This window comes from uncultured Algibacter sp., from assembly GCF_963976535.1.
Taxonomy (GTDB): Bacteria; Bacteroidota; Bacteroidia; order Flavobacteriales; family Flavobacteriaceae; genus Algibacter_B.
In genome coordinates this window covers 1-23,245 of the sequence record NZ_CAXBLF010000014.1, presented here as the reverse complement: position 1 = coordinate 23,245, position 23,245 = coordinate 1, and the positions used below count along the sequence as shown (strand labels likewise).

17 protein-coding genes and 1 tRNA gene are annotated in these 23,245 nt (G+C 32.6%); 7 read left to right on the top strand and 11 right to left on the bottom strand.

Annotation, left to right across the window (positions count from 1 at the left end):
- Window positions 1-114: 114 nt before the first annotated feature.
- Both AAC024_RS06015 and AAC024_RS06010 read left to right on the top strand, forming a co-directional pair.
- A complete protein-coding gene (locus AAC024_RS06015) occupies window positions 115-1,734 on the top strand; it encodes a M28 family metallopeptidase (protein WP_339894312.1) in 1,620 nt (539 codons plus the stop codon).
- A gap of 60 nt (window positions 1,735-1,794) precedes the next feature.
- The gene (locus tag AAC024_RS06010) at window positions 1,795-2,163 is read left to right on the top strand and encodes a DUF2200 domain-containing protein (protein WP_339894311.1); all 369 of its coding nucleotides are present in this window, start codon (window positions 1,795-1,797) and stop codon (window positions 2,161-2,163) included.
- 346 nt (window positions 2,164-2,509) lie between these two features.
- On the opposite strand, the gene AAC024_RS06005 is transcribed toward AAC024_RS06010, so the two are convergent.
- The 4 genes from AAC024_RS06005 to AAC024_RS05990 form a co-directional block, all read right to left on the bottom strand.
- Window positions 2,510-2,591: transfer RNA gene (locus AAC024_RS06005), tRNA-Tyr, on the bottom strand.
- A gap of 367 nt (window positions 2,592-2,958) precedes the next feature.
- Window positions 2,959-5,697 (bottom strand): TonB-dependent receptor, encoded by a 2,739-nt coding sequence (locus AAC024_RS06000; RefSeq protein ID WP_339894310.1) that lies wholly within the window; start codon window positions 5,695-5,697, stop codon window positions 2,959-2,961.
- A gap of 46 nt (window positions 5,698-5,743) precedes the next feature.
- Window positions 5,744-6,613, bottom strand: a complete 870-nt coding sequence (locus tag AAC024_RS05995) for a GLPGLI family protein (protein ID WP_339894308.1) — start codon at window positions 6,611-6,613, stop codon at window positions 5,744-5,746.
- 254 nt (window positions 6,614-6,867) lie between these two features.
- A complete protein-coding gene (locus AAC024_RS05990; protein ID WP_339894307.1) occupies window positions 6,868-7,755 on the bottom strand; it encodes a GLPGLI family protein in 888 nt (295 codons plus the stop codon).
- Between the two features lie 402 nt (window positions 7,756-8,157).
- Between AAC024_RS05990 and AAC024_RS05985 the strand changes: the two genes are divergently transcribed.
- The 3 genes from AAC024_RS05985 (at window position 8,158) to AAC024_RS05975 (ending at window position 11,529) form a co-directional block, all read left to right on the top strand.
- Window positions 8,158-8,937, top strand: coding sequence for a hypothetical protein (locus tag AAC024_RS05985; RefSeq protein ID WP_339894305.1), 780 nt, complete (start codon window positions 8,158-8,160; stop codon window positions 8,935-8,937).
- Between the two features lie 3 nt (window positions 8,938-8,940).
- The gene (locus AAC024_RS05980; RefSeq protein ID WP_339894303.1) at window positions 8,941-9,555 is read left to right on the top strand and encodes a deoxynucleoside kinase; all 615 of its coding nucleotides are present in this window, start codon (window positions 8,941-8,943) and stop codon (window positions 9,553-9,555) included.
- A gap of 357 nt (window positions 9,556-9,912) precedes the next feature.
- The gene (locus tag AAC024_RS05975; protein WP_339894302.1) at window positions 9,913-11,529 is read left to right on the top strand and encodes a glutamate synthase-related protein; all 1,617 of its coding nucleotides are present in this window, start codon (window positions 9,913-9,915) and stop codon (window positions 11,527-11,529) included.
- A gap of 20 nt (window positions 11,530-11,549) precedes the next feature.
- Here the strand turns inward: AAC024_RS05975 and AAC024_RS05970 are convergent, their stop codons facing one another.
- From AAC024_RS05970 to AAC024_RS05955, 4 genes are all read right to left on the bottom strand, one after another.
- A complete protein-coding gene (locus AAC024_RS05970; RefSeq protein WP_339894301.1) occupies window positions 11,550-13,295 on the bottom strand; it encodes a chondroitinase-B domain-containing protein in 1,746 nt (581 codons plus the stop codon).
- A gap of 166 nt (window positions 13,296-13,461) precedes the next feature.
- Window positions 13,462-14,457: a phosphatase domain-containing protein gene (locus AAC024_RS05965; protein WP_339894300.1), complete on the bottom strand. Its 996-nt coding sequence runs from the start codon at window positions 14,455-14,457 to the stop codon at window positions 13,462-13,464.
- Between the two features lie 295 nt (window positions 14,458-14,752).
- Window positions 14,753-17,167 carry a sodium-translocating pyrophosphatase gene (locus AAC024_RS05960; RefSeq protein WP_339894298.1) on the bottom strand — a complete coding sequence of 805 codons (2,415 nt, stop codon included), beginning with the start codon at window positions 17,165-17,167 and terminating at the stop codon, window positions 14,753-14,755.
- A 130-nt stretch (window positions 17,168-17,297) separates the two neighbouring features.
- Window positions 17,298-17,825, bottom strand: coding sequence for an inorganic diphosphatase (locus AAC024_RS05955; protein ID WP_339894297.1), 528 nt, complete (start codon window positions 17,823-17,825; stop codon window positions 17,298-17,300).
- A 126-nt stretch (window positions 17,826-17,951) separates the two neighbouring features.
- Between AAC024_RS05955 and AAC024_RS05950 the strand changes: the two genes are divergently transcribed.
- Both AAC024_RS05950 and AAC024_RS05945 read left to right on the top strand, forming a co-directional pair.
- Window positions 17,952-20,186 carry a M1 family metallopeptidase gene (locus tag AAC024_RS05950; RefSeq protein ID WP_339894296.1) on the top strand — a complete coding sequence of 745 codons (2,235 nt, stop codon included), beginning with the start codon at window positions 17,952-17,954 and terminating at the stop codon, window positions 20,184-20,186.
- Window positions 20,187-20,329: 143 nt separating this feature from the next.
- A complete protein-coding gene (locus AAC024_RS05945) occupies window positions 20,330-20,566 on the top strand; it encodes a hypothetical protein (RefSeq protein WP_339894294.1) in 237 nt (78 codons plus the stop codon).
- 2 nt (window positions 20,567-20,568) lie between these two features.
- On the opposite strand, the gene murA is transcribed toward AAC024_RS05945, so the two are convergent.
- From murA to AAC024_RS05930, 3 genes are all read right to left on the bottom strand, one after another.
- The gene (gene murA, locus AAC024_RS05940; RefSeq protein WP_339894293.1) at window positions 20,569-21,876 is read right to left on the bottom strand and encodes a UDP-N-acetylglucosamine 1-carboxyvinyltransferase; all 1,308 of its coding nucleotides are present in this window, start codon (window positions 21,874-21,876) and stop codon (window positions 20,569-20,571) included.
- 6 nt (window positions 21,877-21,882) lie between these two features.
- On the bottom strand, window positions 21,883-22,533 hold the full coding sequence (locus tag AAC024_RS05935; protein WP_339894291.1) for a DUF4290 domain-containing protein: 651 nt from the start codon (window positions 22,531-22,533) through the stop codon (window positions 21,883-21,885).
- A 67-nt stretch (window positions 22,534-22,600) separates the two neighbouring features.
- Complete coding sequence (locus AAC024_RS05930) at window positions 22,601-22,894, bottom strand: DUF493 family protein (protein WP_339894290.1); 294 nt, start codon at window positions 22,892-22,894, stop codon at window positions 22,601-22,603.
- Window positions 22,895-23,245: the final 351 nt, after the last annotated feature.

The following is a 23,245-nucleotide window of genomic DNA, read 5'->3' as shown; positions in this document are numbered from 1 at the left end:
AAAAAAACGGTAGATTGTTTAATAATCTATAAATGTTACCTGTACTGAACTTATTTCAGAATTAAAACGAAACTTCACCTTTTGCATTACAATAAATTACTTAAAATATAAATTATGAAGAATTACTTAAAGTTTTTAGTATTAATACTATTTGTAAGTTGTGGGAATGACAAGAAAAACACCACTGAATTGGTTCAAGTTAAACAAACAACTTTAGCAAATCATATTGAGCGCTTAGCTTCAGATGAGTTTCTAGGAAGAAAACCATTTACTGAAGGAGAAGTAAAAACTATAAACTACTTAAAAGATGAGTTTGAAAAATTAGGTCTTTTACCAGGAAATGGTAATAGCTTTTTTCAAGATGTTCCAATGGTAGAAATTTCAGGAACACCATCAGAAAACATGATTATTTCTGGAAAAAGTGGAAAAATCAATTTAGAAGTATTTAAAGATTTTGTAGCTTCAACAAATAAAGTAGTAACCGATGTTAATCTTGAAAATTCCGAACTTGTTTTTGCTGGGTATGGAATTGTTGCCCCAGAGTATGAATGGAATGATTATGAAGGCATCGATTGGAAAGGAAAAACAGCTATAGTATTAATTAATGACCCAGGTTTTAAATCTGGAGATTCAACTTTATTCAAAGGAAACGAAATGACCTATTATGGTCGTTGGACATACAAATATGAGGAAGCTGCAAGACAAGGTGCTGATGGCGTTATTATTATTCATGACACGGAGCCAGCTTCTTATGGTTGGAATGTTATAGAATCTGGTTGGAGCGGTTCCCATTTGATTATTGAAAGTGATTTGCCTCTTTTAAATGTGGAATCATGGATAAGTGACGAAAGTGCAAAAAAAATGTTTGATATATCTTCTATGAAAGGTCAAGATTATAAAACCATGTCTAGAGAAAAAGATTTCAAACCAGTTCTCTTAGACTTAAAGGTTTCTGTAGGTGTTAAAAATAAAATTAAAAAAGATGTTTCTAAAAATGTAATTGCGCTTATACCAGGCACAGAAAGAAAAGACGAATTTATTATTTACTCCGCACACTGGGATCACTTTGGAGTTAGTAAAGCTATTGAAGGTGATTCAATATACAACGGAGCTGTAGATAATGCTTCTGGAACTGCAGGTTTATTAGCTATGGCAGAGGCTTTTAAGAAAAGTGAAGCTATAAAACGTTCTGTTGTGTTCATTGCTGTTACCGGAGAAGAACAAGGCTTATTAGGTTCAGCATATTATTCAGAATATCCCATTTTTAATCCTAAAAAAACAGTGGCAAATATTAATATTGATGCTCTTGATAGTCCAGGTAAAATGAAAGATTTAACTATTACTGGCTATGGTCAATCTGAAATGGATGAATATGCTAAAGAAGCTGCTACTAAACAAAATAGATATATTATTCCTGATCCAGAAGCCGAAAAAGGTTATTTCTTCAGGTCTGATCATTTTAATTTTGCGAAAATTGGAATTCCAGCTTTATATGCTAGTGGTACTTATGAAGGATTTGATAAAAGCATTGAAGACATAAAAGCCTATAATGATAATTATCGTATCAATAAATACCATCAACCTTCAGATGAATACAATCCTGAAACAACAGATTTAAGTGGTGTACAATTAGATTTACAATTATTTTTTAATGTAGGACTAAAATTAGCTAATGAAGATTATTTTCCAAAATGGTATGATGGAAGTGAGTTTAAAACAGCTAGAGAACAATAATAATATTGCCAACAAAGAACTGAGTTGAAAAATAATTAAACACTAATACCTCTATAAAAGATGAACGATACAAGCCACCACGATGAGCGTATTGCTAAAATGATATTCGCTTCAGTATATCCACATTATGTAACAAAAGTTGAAAAGAAAGGTAGAACAAAGGAAGAACTGCATCAAGTGATCGAATGGTTGACAGGATTTGATGAAAACAAAATTCAAAAGCTAATTGATGATAAAGTAACATTTGAAACATTCTTTCAACAGGCAAATCTGAACCCTAATGCCCACCTCATAAAAGGAGTAATTTGCGGTTATCGAATTGAAGAAATAGACAATTCATTAACACGACAAGCAAGATATTTGGACAAGTTGATAGATGAATTAGCAAAAGGACGTAAAATGGAGAAGATTTTGCGGGTTTCGAAGTAGAAAAATTTTATACAATCTTCATGCATTTAGAGCTATGATATAAAACTGAATGTCAGTTCGAGTGATCCCGATTTTTATCGGGATCTTATCGAGAACAGGTTTAAAAACCGAAAAATTCATTCTCGATACAATTCCACTCATAAAAATGAGTAAAATTCACTCGAATTGACAAATTTTATATAAGTTAAAATCAGGATTAGATATCCTAGTTCCCCGCTCGTGAAAATGAAAAGTTAAGCTGTTATCACAGCTTGACATTTTTATTTTTAGGAAAACCCTAAAACACGTTTTGGGTTTTCCTAAAAACAAAAAAGCCTGCATTTCCATGCAAACTTTTCGAGTTAAGTGGGGAGAGCAGGATTCGAACCTGCGAAGACGTAGTCAGCAGATTTACAGTCTGCCCTCGTTGGCCGCTTGAGTATCTCCCCAAAACTGACCGCAAATATATTATTGATTCTTTATTCTGCAAAAGGAAACTAAATATTTAATTGTAAAATTTGTTATTATAATGCTATGAAGTTTAGAAAACATAACTATCCAGAAGACAAGTAATATAAATTCAAAATATAATTGCTTTTAATAAAGGAAGGAATAATTATGTAAAAAGTTAAAAGACACCCCTAAAGTCCCCTCAAGGGGACAACTCACTCAGTTTAATAAAACGGTTGTCCCCTTGAGGGGACTTTAGGGGTGAAAAAATAACACAGTAAATTATAAAAGGTCAAACTATAAATATTGAGTATTACTTAAAACCTGCTTTTTGATAAGCCCTTGAAAGAGGTTCAGTAACATATATCACAACTCATAACGAATTTTAAACGTAACAAATCGTGGTTGTATAAACGTCTCTGAATTAAGTACAGAAAAATTATTAGCACTATTTCTTATTCTAGAATCTATATCCAACAAGTTAGTGGCTTTAATTTCGTATTCCCATTTAGAATTTTCATTTTTTCTATAGGATAATGAAGCGTCCCAAGTTTGAAAGGATTGAGATGGATTAACGCCATCATCTTGATTATTATAAGTGTAATCGGTTCTGAATGTAAGGGACTTCCAGATATAGGCATCAAAATCAATAGATGGCGCATTGGTTACAAATTTTGTAGAATTTGTACCTTGATTGTTATCTGAAACACTGTATCGATATCTTAATCTTACATTAGGTGCTTGTCTAAAATTAGTGCGCAATTCTGGTGTATATGATTGTGTAAATCGTTCATTTAACGATTGTCGCCCTTGAATAAACTGATTGATTTTACTATAGTTAAAATTAGATGAAAGACTCGCTCTTAACTTCCCAAATGTACGTTGTATACGCCCACTAGCAGAAACACTTTCATCTGCAAAATTTGAATTGAAAAAGGAGCTTGTTCTAATAACATTTTCAAAATTGGTTAAACCTCTTATCTGATCGATATTTTTATTATAAGACAAACGAGCAAAAACATTAGTATAATTAAAAAGATTAAAACTCCTGTAAAATAAACTAACATTATGTGATATGGCATTCTGCAATTCAGGTTCTCCAAATTGAATGCTGCTAAAGCTATTAAACACTAAGCCTTGAGCCAAACGAGTTACATCTGTAAACTGATTTTGCATCTGATACCGCAGCGTTAAACTTTCACTCTTTTTAAACTGAATACGGGTTTCAAAATCTGGTAAAAATTTAAAGAAATTATCTTCAAAAGTTTCTCCGAACTGGCTGTTTTTATTACCGTAAGCATGAAGCGAAAATCCAGGAGTAATAGTGAATTTACCAGTTTTTAAAGTATAATGAGCACCTAAATAAACATCACTGAAATTGTACTCCGTATCATTCGTAGCACGACCATCATTAAACGTTGGTGTAGGTTCAAATTCTGAACTATCGTCTAAAGACTGAAAGATATTTGAATTAAATTCTTGACGACTCAAAATAGTACCTAATGTTAAGTTGATATTACTTTTAGCATTAAGAATGTTGTAATAATCCAACTTGGCATCTAATTGATTCGATTTTATACGCCTGTTTTGACCTAAATCATAATTATTAAGCGACGTTATAAAACCCATAGCTTCTGCTGTTGTATCAAAAGCATCTCTATTGTTAGGATCTAATTCATCATTATTATCAGGATCATTTACCAACAGGGCGTTATAAAAAGGATCTTCATTCTTTATTAAATGCTGCGCTTCAAAAGCAAAAATATTAGTGTCGTTAAGTGTGTAATAATAATTCACATTTTGATTGATGCTAAAGGGTGTCACTTCATCTAATTGTTTCGTGTTTCCAACTACTGACGAGATAAAATTTTGATTTTGCACATCTTTAGAAAAACGACCTAATACATCATAATCTAATTGATTATTGATGTTCGGCTTGTAAGCGACACTAAGTTTTACTAAGCCTTGATTAGAACGCTCTTTACTATCTTGTTCTGTAGTTTCATCTGGAATTCCTAAATCTGAATCTGTGTATTGCACAAAGCTTAACTCTTTAGATAAAATACGACTACTATTATATATCGCAAACCCACTAATATCTAATGCTTGATTAGGGGAATAACTAAAATTTGAAGCTGCCAGTTTGTTCTCTATTTCAAGCGCATTATTTTGAGTGGTTAAAAAACCGAGACCATTGTCACCTAAATTAATACTAGTGCCACTGCTTCTACTTGGCGATCTAAAACCACCTCCAAAACCTCTAATATCGCGTCGTGTTAAAGCTAATTCACCAGTATTATTTAAATCTCCAATAAAATTCAAGCTAAATTTTGGGCTGTAATAAAACAATTTTGGTTGTAATAAATAAAGTTCGCTATCTGGAGAAGCACCAGCACCAGCAGTTACATTACCAAACCAAAAGTTTTCTTTTCCTTCTTTTAACTTTATATTTATGGCTACATTATCTTGATTATTTGTGACACTACTTAGCTGTCCAACTTCAGAATAATTTCGTAATACTTGTACCTTATCAACTGCATTAGACGGAATGTTTTTTGTTGCCAGTTTTGTATCGCCATCAAAAAAGTCTTTGCCATTTACCATTAGTTTACTTACAACATTTCCTTCAACTTCAATTTGACCATCATCATTTATTTCAACTCCAGGTAATTTTTCTAAAATATCTTCAAGCTTTCGTTCTGTTCCATTTTTAAAAGAATCAGCATTGTAAATTAAAGTATCACCTTTTACGGTAACAGGCATTTCATAAGTCAATTCTACAGCATCCAAAGCATTATCAGGTTGCAGAACAACATCTTTAGTAATATCATCTTCTTTAGTGGATATAGCCTCTGTAAAGGTCTTCATCCCTATATAACTTACTTGTATACTATATGAGGTATTTTTTGATAAACTTAGTTTATAACGACCTGATTGATCTGTAATTCCGTAAGACTGTAATGTTTTTGTTTCTTGGTTAATAGCAATAACATTAGCTAATTCTAGAGATGTGCCAATGCTATCTTTTACCACACCCTGCATTTTAATCTGAGAAAAAGTGATGTTGGTTAAACAAAACATGACTATAAAAGATATCTTATTCATTATTATAATTGAAATATAAATTGGTTGTTAAAATTCATTTATTATGCTACCTTCTATTGCTTCTTCTACCTCGGTTATTTCTCATTTCTTGCATTTTTCCGGTAATAATTTCTTTATACTCCTTTTTGGTAACTACTTTACCGTTATCTGGAGCTTCTATTTTAATTTTTTCTTTCGGATTCATTACAATCTTAGAACATAGTAATGTTGTATTACCTACATTCACTTCTAGTATTAAACCCGGAAGTCCCCAATAATCACCAGGACCTTGACTAACAGGAACCATTGGTGTATACCATGCTTCAATCTCTATCATGATAACTTCTTCTTCTATAGGTTCTGCTTTTACACTTGCTGCATCTTCAGTTTTTATAGAATCAACCTTCTTTTCTACAGTATTGTTTCTTGTACTATTCCAAGAAAAAGTCCACCAAGAGGTATCGAATACAGGTCGTTTACAAGTTGCTTTAAAACACGTATATTTCCCTATTTGTTTGGTTTCGGTTCCCATCTCCCACTCTATTTTAGATAGGTTTTCTTTAACTAAAAATTGTTTACCATAGAATTCTTGATTCTGTATAAACTTATTTGTCTTTACATTTTTATATTGCTTTCCTGGTGTAAAATTCTTTCCCCATGAATCTGTTGCCCCAGAAATCGCGTCCAATTTCTCATCTTCATAATACACAGACTCCTCTTTATTGAAGGTTAAAACATAGGTTTTTTCTAACCTGTTTTTTAAGCGCCCCGCTATCTGTTTTTTTTGTGCTTCACTCATTCTTGCCCCCCAAGTGCCAAGATCCATTGGTGTTTTTGAAAAATAGTATGCTTTACCTTGAAATTCTTGAGCATTAAGTGTTACCGATGTAAATAAAATTAATGATGTAATTGTTAATTTGTTTAAAAGTGTTTTCATTGCTAATAATATAATTGATTGTTTTTTTGTTCAACAAAAATACTAAATAATTAAACAATATTAATTTGATTATGTAAATAGTGTTTGGACGGAAACACAGCAAAATTAAATTTGTTCCTTTTTGCGCCCTTTCAGTTTATTTTTAATCGCTTGATACTAAGGCATCAACTCATAAAAACTAAACAAAAATGACATCAAAAATAATTCAAATTTTAAAAATCGTCTGTTTCCGTCCAGACACTAAATAAGAATTTTTAATGCCTTCCTCCCCCTGATCCCCTATCACTTCTTCCTCTATTTTCTCTAAACTCTTTCATTTTTTTGGTGATGATGTCGTTATACTCTTTTTTGGTAACAACTTGTCCTTTTTTTGGAGCTTCAATTTTAGTCTTCTCTTCTGGATTTATTATAATTTTAGAACAAAGCATCGTATTATTTCCTGCACTTACTTCCAAAATTAAACCTGGCAATCCCCAATATTCAGATGGCCCATGGCTTACTGGTATTTGCGGCGTGTACCACGCAATAACGTCTATCATTTTAACATCTTCATCTTTTGTATTTTCTTCTTTAGATTTAATAGAGTCATTAACTTTAAGAGAATCTGTCTTCTTTTCATTGTTTCCTCTTCTTGGAGGTGCCATTTCAACTTCTGTTGAAACTTTTTTAGCTGTAGCCTTAAAACATAAATATTGACCAATTTGTTTAGTTTCTGTGCCCATCTTCCACTCAAGAGGTTTCATCTCTTCTTTAATTAAAAATTGTTTTCCAAAAAATTCTTGATCTTGTAAAAAGACACGCTCTTTTATATTTTTATACTGTGGCCCAGGCGAAAAACTACTTCCCCAAACACTAGGACCTCTTCCATTAACAGGTGATGATAATTTTTCATCTTCTTTAAACATTGACTCCTCCTTATTGAACGTTAGCACATAGGTTTTTTCTAACCAGGATTTCATACGAGCTTCCATTTGTTTTTTTTGTTGCTCACTCATCTGCCCTCCGCCTCTATTGAAGCGACTCATATCCATAGTTGTTTTAGAAAAATAATAGGCTTTACCCTGAAAGTCTTGAGCATTAATTGAAACTGTAACTAATAAAATAAGACACAGCACATAAAATTTAGTGATTGTAGTTTTCATTGCGGATGTATAAATAACTGAAATGTTTAACAAACATAGTTTAACTACACTTAGACCACAATATTTACCCTGGGTTTAAAACCAAGTCGTTAATTAAAAGTTAAAATAAACCACCAACTCTAATCATAACACGCCCATCAAGTCTGAAGCAGTAAAATTTTTAATGTTCGCGGTTATGGTTATAAACTAATTTTTTAACCCGCATTTGACATTATAAAATCTATTACATCTTTAAACTAATGCGAAATATAACGCTTCACTACTTTTTATAAGTTTAACCATAGCATACTATGCCGAAACTTATAAAAAGTCATCTTTCTTTGTAGTTTTAAGCTTCATTACGATTCTCTAACATAAAATACGGGTTGAAAGTGGTTTGATTTTTGTATTTTTCGAGCTACAATGAAATATACGTATTACATTCTTTTATTCTATTCTATTTCAATATTCGCACAAGAATCTGTTGAGGCTAAGTTTATTGATAAAACAGATTTAAAAGCTGAAACCCTTATTTCTGTTGATAATTTTGGTACTCAATATTATTTAAAAAATGATGTGATTCATAAAAAAACCAATGTCAAAACCATCACTTATAATAATTTACAATTAGGAACATTACAATCAGCAAACGCTTTCAACCCTTTAAAAATTAATCTGTTTTATAAAGATTTTAATACGGTAATTATTCTTGACAATCGGTTAGCCGAAATATTCAAAATAGATTTCAATACACTTTCTCCCTATAAAAACGTTTCTCATATTTCTACAGGTCATGATAATACTATTTGGGTATTTAATCAAGATTTGCAAAAGCTTGAATTATTTGATTATAAAACCAGAACAACACGTGCACAAACCGTTCCTGTGCAGAGTGCAGTGCTCGATTTAACGAGCAATTATAATTCTTGTTGGTTGCTAACAGAGGACTTTTTATACGTTTATAATTACTTTGGAAGTTTACTAAAAAAAGTAAAAAATAACGGATATACCGCATTAGTTGAAAGCAATGAAAATATTATCTTAAAGAAAGACCATGCTTTATTTTTTATGAAAAGGAACAAAGATGAAATCCTACCTATTATAACTCCAAATTTGTTGATAAATCAGTTTTTTGTAACCAATGAAACCTTGTATATTTACAACAGCGAAATCTTACAACAATTTCAATTAAAAATCAACTAAACTATGCATATTGCTATTGCCGGAAATATTGGTGCTGGAAAAACAACTCTTACAAAATTATTAGCCAAACATTACAAATGGGAAGCACAATTAGAAGACGTAGTGGACAATCCGTATTTAGATGATTTTTACAATCAAATGGAGCGCTGGAGTTTTAATTTACAAGTGTACTTTTTAAATAGTAGATTTCGCCAAGTATTACAAATTCGCCAAAGCGGTAAAGATATTATTCAAGATAGAACTATCTATGAAGATGCTCATATTTTTGCGCCCAACCTGCACGCTATGGGTTTAATGACCAATCGCGATTTTGAAAACTACAAATCCCTTTTCGATTTAATGGAATCTTTGGTTAAAGGACCAGATGTTCTCATTTATTTACGAAGCTCAATTCCTAATCTGGTATCCCAAATTCATAAACGTGGTCGAGATTATGAAAATTCTATAAGCATTGATTATTTAAGTAGATTAAACGAACGTTATGAAGCTTGGATTCATGGCTACACCAAAGGCAAATTATTAATTATCGATGTAGATAATTTAAACTTTGTTGATAATCCTGAAGACTTAGGAAGTGTTATAAATACTATTGATGCAGAAATTAACGGGTTGTTTTAGCATTCTTTAATCATTATTTTCCGAGAAAAGAATCAAGACTTGATTTTAACGCATTGATAATCAATTTACAATAGATTTGTCATTTCAGAAAGCTTTTGATTTTTTACTTGTTGTAAAAGTAAGGGGCATATCTCAAAAAAATCTTTTAGCCTATACCCAATCTATCGTTCGGACTATCATACAAATTTTAATCGGACACTATTGATTGTAAATTATTCTTTTAACAATTTATTATTCTTCATCTTAAAAGCACTTAATAAATTCGTTGAAGCAATACCAATTAAATTTAAGTTTGTAATTAAACTTTTAATCTTTCGTCCAATAGTTGTAACTTTAGTAATGTAAAAACCCAACTAAATGACCATTATCAAAATTGAAATTGCGAAACTTTCAAAATTAAAAGAAAAACAACCAGCTTCAGCTCTAGTTAAAAACACAGATTTAGTCATTATAAAACATAATAAAGGTGTTTCTGTTCTCTATGGAAGATGCCATCATCGTGGTGCTTTATTAGCCGATGGTCATATTGACGGGCATAACCTTATTTGTGGTGTCCATGGCTGGGATTATCGATATGATACAGGGATTAGTGAATATAATAACGACGAGCAACTACATAAATTTCAAGAATATATTGAAGGTGACTCGCTTATGGTTGATGAAAACGAAATCGCTGCTTTCGAGATCAATCACCCACAGCCCTTTAATCGTGAAGACTATTTAGGCACTTATGCAGATACGCATCCAGAAGATACCGAACCTTATACTGGATATATAAAAGAATTAGCAAAAAATGGTTTAAAGAATATTGGGCATCATGGATTTTCAGCTTCTATGGGCGTTGATAGAAATACACTTCCTAAATGGAATGATATTCAATTTTTACCTGCTCAATTAGCAACACGTCCTTTGTTAGATCATGAAGATGTATATACCAAAGTTGTAATTGGTCCGAATGCAAAAAAACCTTTAGAATTAGACATGCCTCTTTTTGTAAGTGATATGAGTTTCGGAGCTTTATCTCGCGAAGCAAAAATAGCATTATCAAAAGGCGCACAATTAGCAGGTACTGGTATTTGTTCTGGTGAAGGCGGTATGCTACCAGAAGAACAAGCGAATAACTCCAAATATTTTTATGAATTAGCATCAGCGCAATTTGGTTTCTCTTGGGACAAATTAGATAATGTGCAAGCCTTTCACTTTAAAGGTGGACAAGGTGCAAAAACAGGAACAGGCGGTCATTTACCAGGAAATAAAGTAAGTAAAGAAATTGCAGAAGTAAGAGGGTTAAAAGAAGGAGAAACAGCTATTTCGCCAGCGGCAAATCCAAACTTTCATTCAGTTGAAGATTTTAAAGTATTTGCCGATAAGGTACGTGAACGCACAGGAGGAATTCCGATAGGATTTAAAATAGCTGCAAGTCATATTGAAAAAGATATTCAATTCGCACTCGATGTAGGTGTGGATTATATTATTCTAGACGGTCGTGGTGGAGGAACAGGCTCTGCTCCAACTATTTTAAGAGACCATATTAATGTACCAACTATCCCTGCTTTGGCAAGAGCGAGAGCCTATATGGATAAAGTGGGTGCAACCAATATAACTTTAGTAATTACTGGTGGCTTACGTGTTGCGGAAGATTTTGCAAAAGCCATGATGTTAGGTGCAGATGCTATTGCAGTGTCTAATTCTGCGTTACAAGCTATTGGTTGTTTAGGCATGCGCGCTTGTGGTACAAACAACTGTCCAGTGGGTATTGCAACTCAAAAAGCATCTTTACGTAGCAGATTGATTATTAATCAATCTGCAAAACAGTTATATAATTATTTTGATGCAACAAATAACCTTATTAAAGTAATTGCGAGATCTTGTGGATACAATAATATTTCAAAATTTAATCATGATGATTTATCGACATTTGACTTAGATATACACAAATTAACTGGCATTAATTACGCTGGAATAAACTCTTAATGCATTCTATGAATACCTTTTTACTCAACTACAAAACGATTTGTATATTTCTCCGTTTTTAAAATATATACGCCACTTGAAAAATTGCTTATATCAATCCTAGTTTTATTCAATTCAACATTCGTTTTAAAAACTAATTTTCCAAAAACATCAAATATATTTACTGTACCAATTTCGCCGCTATTTGATAAAATAATTAATTCATCACTACTAGGTATAGGATAAATTTTAATACCTTTTTCATTTATTATATTATCACCTATTGATAATGAATTTAAGGCTCCAAAGCCTAATGTTTGCCCAACGTCAGATAAATCATAAGGCCCAAGAGTACCGCTTGCTTCAAACTCTTCTGCACCAGCATCAAAATCAACCGCTCTATCTCCACCAAGAATATCTTTAGTTAAAAATGAATAGTTTCCTACGCCAGCATCAATTGCAGGACTTCCAACTACAAGTCTATAAAAATCACTTCCGCTTATTAACAATCCTGAACTTACTGTTTGATTAGAATTCACACCATTAGTTAAATCCCAACTTCCGTTTTGAGTTATATTTCCCTCATAAATAGATGTTCCAGTTGGAACCGTAACTTCTTGAAATGCTGAAATATCAGAGTTTAGCATTATGTTATTTGCAATAGTAAGATTTTCTGGGGCTAATGTTGTTTCACTGTTTTGAACTGTACCCACTCTAACTCCAAAATCACAATCAACTAGCGTATTGTTAACTACTGTTACATTTTTAGATTGATAATATTCATTAAGAGCAGAATTTGGCTTTCCGTTTGTTATGTTAATCGCTCCAGTAGTATTAGATCCAGCTCCACTTGGCTTTCTATATCTAAGGCCTTCAAAATAATTATTATATACGTTATGATCTTCTCCAATAACTCTTACACCTCCAGAAAACGGATTGTTATTTCCAAAAAAATAATTACCAAATACTTCGGTATTATTACCGTGTCTTAAGGTTAAGGTACCTTGGTAATCTCTAAAAGTATTATTATAATATTTGTTGCTTCCGCTTTTATTTGAAATGATTTCTACTTCACCTGACCAATTATTGAAAAAATTATCATAAACTTCGGTAAAAGAATTTGACAGTGATGTTGTACTAACCCCAATTCGTATGGCATCTTGATCGTTTAATCCATTTACGTTATTATCAACAGGTACTCTATCTGCAAAATAATTGTGATGAATTTTAGAATAGTCAGGCGTTGAATTGTTATGATTATCATTAATGATACTTCCTACACCATTTTTACCTAAAAATGAGCAATAACTTACCTCATTATATTCGCCATAAATAATTATCCATTTAAAAACATCTTCTTCTTGACTTGATATACCATTATATGAATCTATTTTTATATTTCGAACATGACAGTTTACACAGTCGTTATTACTTGTATCTCTGAACTCTATAATCGGTTCTATTCTATTGCCACTTGAAATAAGTCCAGAAGCATTTTGAAAAATAATACCCTCAAAAATAATATAAGAGCCTCCTAAACTTATATTAGCTCGTCCTTCAAAAAACACATTACCTGGATTTTGAGCTTTTATAATACAAGGTTGAAGTTCGGTTGCATTGATATTAATAGAAATTTGAACATCTACCCATGTACCATCTGCCAACTCAATAATACTACCTGCAGAGGCATTAGAAATAGCATTTTGAAGTTCTGCATTATTACTAACAACTTGGGCATTGGTATTAACAACAAATAATATTATTAATAAGTAAAAACAATTCCTCATAACATTTGATTTTTGGAGAACCAAATTGGTTAACCAATTACAAATATAGTGAGTTTATTTTAAAAAATGTTGATAAATAATAATACCATAGACAAAATGAAATTAAATAAAAACTCTAATTTTAAATTGATTAGAAAAATAAATACGGATAAATAATTTATGTCAACTAATTAATAAAACCATCTTGTTTTGCATGTTCAGTAGCAAGAACACTATTTTTTACTAAAAGCACTGGTGTGGATTTAAAATCTTTATATAATCTAGAAACACGAAGCATTTTCTTTTTATGATTAACACTATGTAAATAAATGGCTAAAATCCTTTTAGGATAAGCCTCAACTATTTCCTTATAAATATCAGGGTCATGCTCACCACTATCACCTATTAAAATGAATTTTAACTTTGGATAGGTTTTTAAAATATTAACAATTTCTATATGTTTTTGTGGACGATCACCAGGTTTATTTTTGAATATATCTTTAAAACTTCGTAATAAAATTGGACCTTTAGGAAAGGCATTCTGTTTTAAAAAGAATTCGAGATAACGGTATAAATTCCATGGGCTATGACTCACGTAAAAAATCGGATTAGCGTTTTTTCCAGATCGGCCTCTATGCAATTTATGATAAAACGCCGCTGCACCTTCTAATGGAATTCGGCTAGCAGCACTTTTAAAAATACTATTAAGTAATACTTTCCATTTTAATGTTGATACTACACCTGTATGAATAATGGTATCATCAATGTCACTTATCACTCCAAATTGAGCTTGAATACTCGGAATTAATAATTCGCCTGAAAATCGATTTGAGTTTTGAATACTGCGTTTTAAATTGACATCGTTATAGGCGATTTCAAAGTTAAGCCAACCTTCATCATTAGCTAACGCACCCAATCCATCAACATGTTCGTCAACTTTAAAATAGCCGTGATCGTCTGAAACAGTTTTTAAAATCATTCCGTTAGGCAAAGTGATTTTGAGTTCGGTGTGTTTTATTTCATCACTCTCAAAACGTTTCCAAGAATTAATAAATAAACCAAACAACCCCTTTTGCTCCAAATTAATAGTTTCATCTTCCAGGGCACGTCCACGCAAATAAAAATGGTTAGAAGTACCGTAAGTTTGAAAAGCAATAATTTGAAGTGGGTCTTTCTTGAACATAAGTGTTTTAAATTCAGTAAATACCAAAGGAACATCAAAACAACTGATTAAATTCGTTTCTATTTCCCTTAAATTTCAATATAAAATAAAACCGTAACAAAAGCTATGCTTATATTTTAGTTCACGATTCTATATTTTATATTAATGAGTTCATGAATCTTCGATTTCTATTTCATCTAAAGAAAATATAATTCAAATTTATTATCAATCCTTTTGAAATTCATTTGATATAAAAATACAAAAAAACCACGCTTACTGCGTGGTTTTTTTATTCTAGAAAAAAGATAAAAGGTAACTAGTTTACAACTTCTTCCTCAATCTCTTTTACAATCTTTTTAGTATTAACCATAAGGTCTCTACCATCTTCTTTTAAAGCACTAATACTAGCTTTAACTTCAGCTTCTGTTCCCTCAAAAGTTTCATAAGCTGTAGATGATTCTCCATTTTTAGTGGTTACCGTTGTAACGACTGCTTTGGTAACACCATCATCATTCTTAGTCATTTCAACCTTAATTTCCTTAGAAACTTCAATCTGTTCTGCAACATTTGTATTATTTGCATATACCGTTACATCTTCCGCAGATATTGAAATACTAGGTGCAATTACTAGGGCTACAACCGACATTAATTTTAATAAGATATTTAAAGAAGGTCCTGAAGTATCTTTAAAAGGATCGCCTACAGTATCACCAACAACTGCTGCTTTATGTGCATCCGTTCCTTTCTTACCTTGTTCTTCAATAGTTTTCTTAGCATTATCCCAAGCACCACCAGCATTAGATTGGAAAATTGCCATAAGCACACCACAAGTTGTAACACCCGCAAGTAATCCACCTAACATTTCAGCACCACCAAAAAAACCAACAGCTACAGGAACAACTATTGCTAATAACCCTGGTAATACCATTTCTTTAATTGATGCTTTTGTTGAAATATCAATACATTTTCCATAATCTGCAACACCATCAGCAGCATCAAAAATAGCTCTATCTTCTTTAGAAGCTTTAGTCATATCTGAATCGTACTTACGCATTACTACTAATGCCGCTTTTAATTGCGGAATATCTCTAAATTGACGTCTAACTTCTTCAATCATTGCCATAGCAGCTCTTCCAACAGCATTCATTGATAATGCTGAAAACACAAATGGTAACATCCCACCAACTAATAAACCTGCCATAATGCCTGGTTTTGACACATCAATTGCAGTAACGCCAGCAGTCTGCATAAAAGCAGCAAATAATGCTAAGGCTGTTAAGGCTGCAGAAGCAATGGCAAAACCTTTACCAACTGCTGCAGTCGTGTTACCAACCGCATCTAATTTATCGGTACGTTCGCGTACTTCTTTTGGTAGTTCAGCCATTTCAGCAATTCCACCTGCATTATCACAGATGGGGCCGTAAGCATCAACTGCTAATTGGATACCTGTATTTGCTAGCATACCTACCGCAGCAATAGCAATACCGTATAAACCTGCATAATGATGCGATACCATAATAGCCGCAGCAATCAAAAGAATAGGAATCATTGTTGACATCATACCAACACCTAAACCAGCAATAATATTTGTAGCTGCTCCAGTTTCAGATTGTCGAACAATTGACATGACAGGTTTTTTACCTGTAGCCGTATAATACTCCGTTATTTTCCCAACAGCTAAACCAGCAATTAAACCAGCAATTACAGCAAAAAACACACCCAAAGAGGTATACTCTACACCATTTAAGTTAAACGTTTCTGGAATAAATTCTTGAATTAAAAAATAAGTTGCAACAGCCATTAACCCTGCAGAACCAAATTCGCCAATATTTAATGCTGTTTGAGGATTGCCACCATCTTTTACTTTTACAAAAAATGTTCCTATGATAGACATTACAATTCCTATAGCTCCTAGAACTAAAGGTAAGTAAACAGCTCCTAAACCATCAAAATTAGGTGTTATAATAATAGCTCCTAATACCATAGTACCAATTATAGAACCAACATAAGATTCAAATAAATCAGCGCCCATACCTGCAACATCTCCAACATTATCACCAACATTATCTGCAATAGTTGCTGGGTTTAATGGATGATCTTCAGGGATACCGGCTTCAACTTTACCAACTAAATCTGCACCAACATCGGCTGCCTTTGTATAAATTCCTCCACCAACACGTGCAAATAAAGCTATAGATGATGCTCCTAAAGAAAATCCTGAAAGCACATTTAATACCATCGATAGATTTTCAGCTCCAGGCCACATCCATTGATATGCCATAAATAAGCCACTTAATCCTAAAATACCCAAACCTACAACACCTAAGCCCATTACGGCTCCTCCTGCAAACGCCACTTCTAATGCGCGTCCTAATGATGTTCTTGCAGCTTCCGTAGTTCTAACATTGGCTTTGGTTGCCACTTTCATCCCGATGAATCCAGCTAAAGCAGAACAAATAGCTCCTACAATGAATGATAATGCTACCATTCCGTTAGACCCTGTTTCAGTAGCACCTTTAAAATATAACAAGATAGCTACTGCTACCACAAAAATTGCTAAAACCTTGTATTCGGCTTTTAAAAATGCCATGGCTCCGTCTGCAATATTCTTAGCTATACGCGACATTTTTTCATTACCAACTTCTTGTTTTGAAACCCATCCGCTTTTTAGAAAAACGAAAATTAAAGCTACAACACCAAAAAGTGGTAAAAATTTTACTATTAATTCCATATTCAGTTAGTTAGTTTAAATTAAATATTTTTTTTTAACTCGACGAAAATATGAAAATATTAGTGATAAAAAAAGCCACCTTTAATTAAAGATGACTCATTTTTCAGTAGGTATTTTAAGAATCTGATTATTAGATTGTAAATGTGCGTTTTTTCTTGTGCTCACTTTTATCATAACGTGCTACACATTCATGATATATTTTAACAGCTTCTTCAGCATTTCCCCAACCTCCAGTATCAACTTTTTTCTTTTCTAAATCTTTATAAACTTGAAAAAAGTGTTCAATTTCTTTTAATCTGTGTGGGTTTAAATCGCTAATATCTTTATTATTACTCCAAATAGGATCAGAAACAGGTACACAAATAATTTTTTCATCTGGTCCTTTTTCATCGGTCATGTGAAAAACTCCAATAGGTCGTACTTCCATAACTACCATAGGGTAAGTTGGCTCTGTTCCCATTACCAATACATCTAAAGGATCTTGGTCTAATGCCAAAGTTTCTGGAATAAAACCATAGTCTCCAGGGTACATCATTGATGAAAATAACATACGATCAAAACGAATTTTATGCAGTGTAAAATCGTATTCATATTTATTTCTACTTCCTTTTGGTATTTCTATTAACACATCAAAGGTTAAATCTTTTTTCTTAGTCATGATTTAATTTCTATTTAGGGCTGCAAATGTACTGAACACTTATGCTTTAAGCAACAAAAAACCAAGTAGTTTATATTAATTAATTGCTATCTTGCACGTAACTAATTCTAAAATAATTTAAAGATTATGCGATTTCTTTTTTTAGCATTTCTGACATTTTTCTCGTTTTCAACAATAAAAGCACAAACGAAACCTTGGCAAGGTAAATTTGAACCTATAGATCAAATGATTGATCCCCCAAATACTTATAGAACAGCTAGTGGAGCACCAGGAAGCGCTTATTGGCAGCAACGTGCAGATTATAAAATTAAGGCAATAATTGACGAAAAAAACAATACGTTAAACGGTGAAGAAACCATAACTTATTTTAATAATTCTCCTGATGATTTAAGTTATTTATGGATGCAACTTGAACAAAACGTCAATAAAAAAGAGAATGAAGATTTTGGTGGTATGAATAATAGAATGAAGGATTCTATAAACACTAGAAATTTGCAATTTCTTACTAGAGCTATCGATTTTCCTGCCGGTTATTCAATAAAGCATGTTAAAGATGCTAATGGTAACAATATAAAAACCATGGTTAATAATACCATGATGAAAGTTAAATTGAATACTATTTTAAGGTCTGGTGAATCTACTAAACTTTCTATTGCTTGGTCTTACCCCATTACTGATAGAAGCATGTATATATTATCAAGAGAGGGTTATGAATACTTTCCTGAAGATGATAATACCGTTTACCTGATTGCGCATTGGTTTCCAAGAATGGCCGTTTATAATGATACAGAAGGTTGGCAAAATCAACAGTTTCAAAAACTAGGAGAGTTTGCTTTAGAATTTGGTGATTATGAAGTTGAAATTACTGTGCCCGAAGACCATATTATTGCTTCTACGGGAGTGCTTCTAAATAGCGAATCCGTATTAACCAAGACGCAGCGAAAAAGGTTAGAACAAGCTAAAAAATATTTAGATAAACCAGTAATGATTATCACCAAAGAAGAAGCTGAGGCTAACGAAAAACAAAAATCAACAAAACAAAAAACGTGGAAGTTTAATGCGAAAAATGTTAGAGATTTTGCATTTGCATCTTCTAGAAAGTTTATGTGGGATGCCCAAGCTGTAAAATTACCAACTAATACGGTTATGGCCATGTCGTTCTATCCTAAAGAAGGATTACCAATATGGCAAGAATCATCTACAACAGCCATTATGCATGCCTTAGAAGTATATTCTGAAGCTACTTTTGATTATCCTTATCCTGTATGTATTTCAGTTAACACTTCAAATATTGGAATGGAATTCCCAATGATTAGTTTTAATGGCGGAAGACCAATAAATGGAAAAATAAGTGATAAGGCAAAACAAGGTATGATTGGTACTATTATTCATGAAGTTGGACATAATTGGTTCCCTATGATTGTAAGCTCGGACGAACGTAAATGGATGTGGATGGATGAAGGTTTAAATACTTTTCTTCATCAAAGAACAGTAAAAGAACGTTACCCAAATTTCAATAATGTAACACCAAAAAGCATTGTGCCTTTTATGAGTGGTGATAAAAACATATTAAGACCTATTATGACCACTTCTGACAATGAATTATTGTCGCAATTTGGCGCTAATTTCTATTTAAAACCAACGGTTGGATTACAGATGCTTAGAAACTCTATTATTGGAAAAGAACTCTTTGATGAAGCTTTTAGAGAATATGCAAACCGCTGGAAATATAAACACCCAAATCCTGCTGATTTATTTAGAACATTAGAAGATGCTACCGCAACCGATTTAGACTGGTTTTACAGAGGTTGGTTTTTTACTACTGATCATGTTGACATGGAACTAAGTCATGTAAAATGGTTTAAAGTTTATGAAGAAAATTCTAATATTGAAGATCAAAAAAGCACTTCAAAGGTAAAAATTACAGCTGATGGTAATAATGCTGAAATAGAAGCTAAAGATTTTTCTAATGGTCCTGAAGTAGTAACTATGACTTCTACTCCAGATAAGGCTTACGGCCAATTTTTATCTAGAATAAATGAGCCTGAAATTCGTAAACAACTCTCTGGAAAAAATATTTATGAGGTGACAATTAAGAATTTAGGTGGACTAGTAATGCCCGTTTCAATTGAATGGATTTTTACAGATGGCACTTCAGAAATTGATACTTTACCTTCAGATATTTGGCGAAGAAATGAATATAAAATTCAGAAAACGTTTATAAAAGAAAAAGAAGTACGTCAAGTAAATTTAGATCCTAATTTTGAATTTGCAGATACGGATATGAAAAATAATAGTTTTCCAAAAGCCAATACAAAATCAAATTTTGAAAACTTTAAGGATAAAAAATCTCGTATTTAGTGAATAAAGTGATTTACTTATAATTTCTATCAAAATAATACTCAAATCATCTTCACAAACTTAAAGTACGTACTTCTACGTATTTCATTTGATAAATTTTAGACTTACCTTTACTTATATACGAATCTAAAAAACAACAAGTTATGATACGTCTAAATTTTAACCCTTCAATTATCAAAAATCTTAGTTTTAATGAAAAGGATAAAACTTTAGAAATAGAGTTCAAGCGTAACATAAAAACTGCCCAACACATAAAAATTCCGCTATCCATTCTAGAAGAGTACGTAGAATCATTAAAACAAGAAGAAATTATAGAAAACGTAGACCCCTTCCAATCGAATTTAAAAATAGTTTATTCTAATTTTAAAAGCGTCTCTTAACTCTAAATACGTTCAATTCTAGCTCCAATAGCACGCAAACGTTCATCAATATTTTCATAACCACGGTCAATCTGCTCTATATTCTGTATAGTCGATGTTCCTTTTGCAGAAAGTGCTGCAATTAATAATGATACACCAGCACGTATATCTGGTGAAGTCATTGTAGTTGCTTTTAATGTAGACTTAAAATCATGACCAATAACTGTAGCACGATGTGGATCGCAAAGTATAATTTTCGCTCCCATATCTATTAGTTTATCCACAAAGAACAATCGGCTTTCAAACATTTTTTGGTGTATCAAAACGCTTCCTCTTGCTTGTGTTGCGACAACTAAAATAATACTCAATAAATCTGGAGTAAACCCTGGCCAAGGTGCATCAGAAATAGTTAATATAGAACCATCAATAAAACTTTGAATTTCATACCCATCTGTATGTGCCGGAATGTGAATATCATCACCTTGCTTTTCAACAGTAATTCCTAATTTCCTGAACACGTTTGGTATCACTCCCAAATCATTCCAAGATACATTGGTTATTGTTAACTCACTTTTGGTCATAGCCGCAAGACCAATCCAACTTCCAATTTCAATCATATCTGGAAGCATAGTATGATCGGTACCACCTAAATTATCAACACCGTCAATAATTAACATGTTAGAACCAACACCACTAATTTTAGCGCCCATTCTATTCAGCATCTTACATAATTGCTGTAAATATGGTTCGCAAGCGGCGTTATAAATAGTCGTTTGCCCTTCAGCTAAAACGGCAGCCATTACAATATTTGCTGTACCAGTTACAGAAGCTTCTTCAAGCAACATATAAGTCCCTTTTAGCCTTTTTGCTTCAACACCATAAAACTGTTCTTCCTTGCTATAGCCAAATTTGGCACCAAGTTTTATTAAGCCATCAAAATGCGTATCTAAACGACGACGACCAATTTTATCGCCTCCAGGTTTAGGAATATATCCTCTACCAAAACGAGCTAATAAAGGGCCAACAATCATAATTGAACCTCGTAAACCACGTCCATCTATTTTAAATTGGTCTGATTCTAGGTAATTTAAATCAACTTCATCTGCTTGAAAACTAAAAGAACCTTTACCCAGTTTTTCAACTTTAACACCAAGCTTTTTTAATAAACTAATCAGTTTATTTACATCTACGATGTCAGGTATATTGTTAATTGTTACAAGTTCTGGAGTCAGCAAAACAGCACATAAAATTTGTAACGCTTCATTTTTGGCTCCTTGAGGTTGAATGCTTCCTTTTAATTGGTGACCACCTTCAATTTTAAATGTTCCCATGCTTGATTAGTAGCGTTTTCTTTGGCGGTTGCTTGTGTTTTTCTTGTGGTGAGGTTTCTTACTAGTATTACTTGAATATTTACCTTTTGTACGCAACAAACTGGCTGAGTCGGATAAACCTTCTTCAGAATCTTTTAGATTAAGTTTCCCTCCAGAAAGTTCAAAAAGGTGATCGAAAATTACGGCATCTTCAACCGTATCTTTATTCCAATTTAAAAAACACTTCTTCATGTGGTTAGCAATCGTGTAGGTCAATGCTTCCTTTAAATCTCCATCTTCCCATGTATTAGCCACATCAATCATGGTTTTAATATTGTTTCCGTAAAAACGATATTTAGGAAAATTTTGCGGATATTCTAATACCTCTGGGCGCTCCTCATAAATTTCCTTGGTAGGTATTTCAAAAGGAGAATCAGCATCCAATTCAAAATTAGACATGATAAAGAGTTGATCCCACAATTTATGCTGAAAATCTGGAACATCTCTTAAGTGCGGTTGCATATTGCCCATTACAGCAATAATACCTTTTGCTACTTTGTTCCGTTCCTCTTTTGTTTCAAGTGTTTTTGCATGATTAATCATTTTTTGCATATGGCGACCATATTCCGGAATGATTAAATGTTCACGCTCTGTGTTGTATTCTAAATTATCTATCAAAATAAAATGTGTAGAGTTAAATGTTGTTGCACGAAGTTCTTATGCCAGCGCAAAATACAAAAAATAATTAAAGACTTATAACGCCTTCAACTTTTTCTGCAACTTCCTTATATATTTCGATTACTGCATCAGGGTTTTTCATATTAACATGAATTGACAAACTAGTATATTTACCGTTTTTCGATGCTTTAGTTTCAATAACAGCTCCTAGGTGATTAAAAATCACTTCTATTTGCTTTATCTTTTCTTTATCAGTAATCACAATAAATTTATACAGATACGCTGTTGGCCAAAGCGCTGTATCAAGTAATTGCGCCTTTAATTTTTTATAAAATTCTTCAGGATTTGGAGGTGTGCTCATAAGTGTAAAAATAAAATGCAAATATACGGCACCAAAATACATTTTAAAAAATATAGCAATATTATTTGGGCGCTTCCCAAAAAAGGGTCGGGCTTTCACTACACGCTCCCTCCTACGTCGGGGAGCTCAAACATCCCGATAGCTATCGGGGCGTTCAATCCCTAACCACTTATCCGCTAAGTACAGTTCTTATCTGAAACCCGTTTGTCATTTCGACAAAGGAGAAATTACATAATAAGCTTTTAAATTCAGGACGAGATTCCTCCTGCGTCGGAATGACAAAAAACATAAACACAGGAAACTAAGTGGAGGTTTTATTTCTTCTTAATTATAGAATTTTGTTTCTTACTC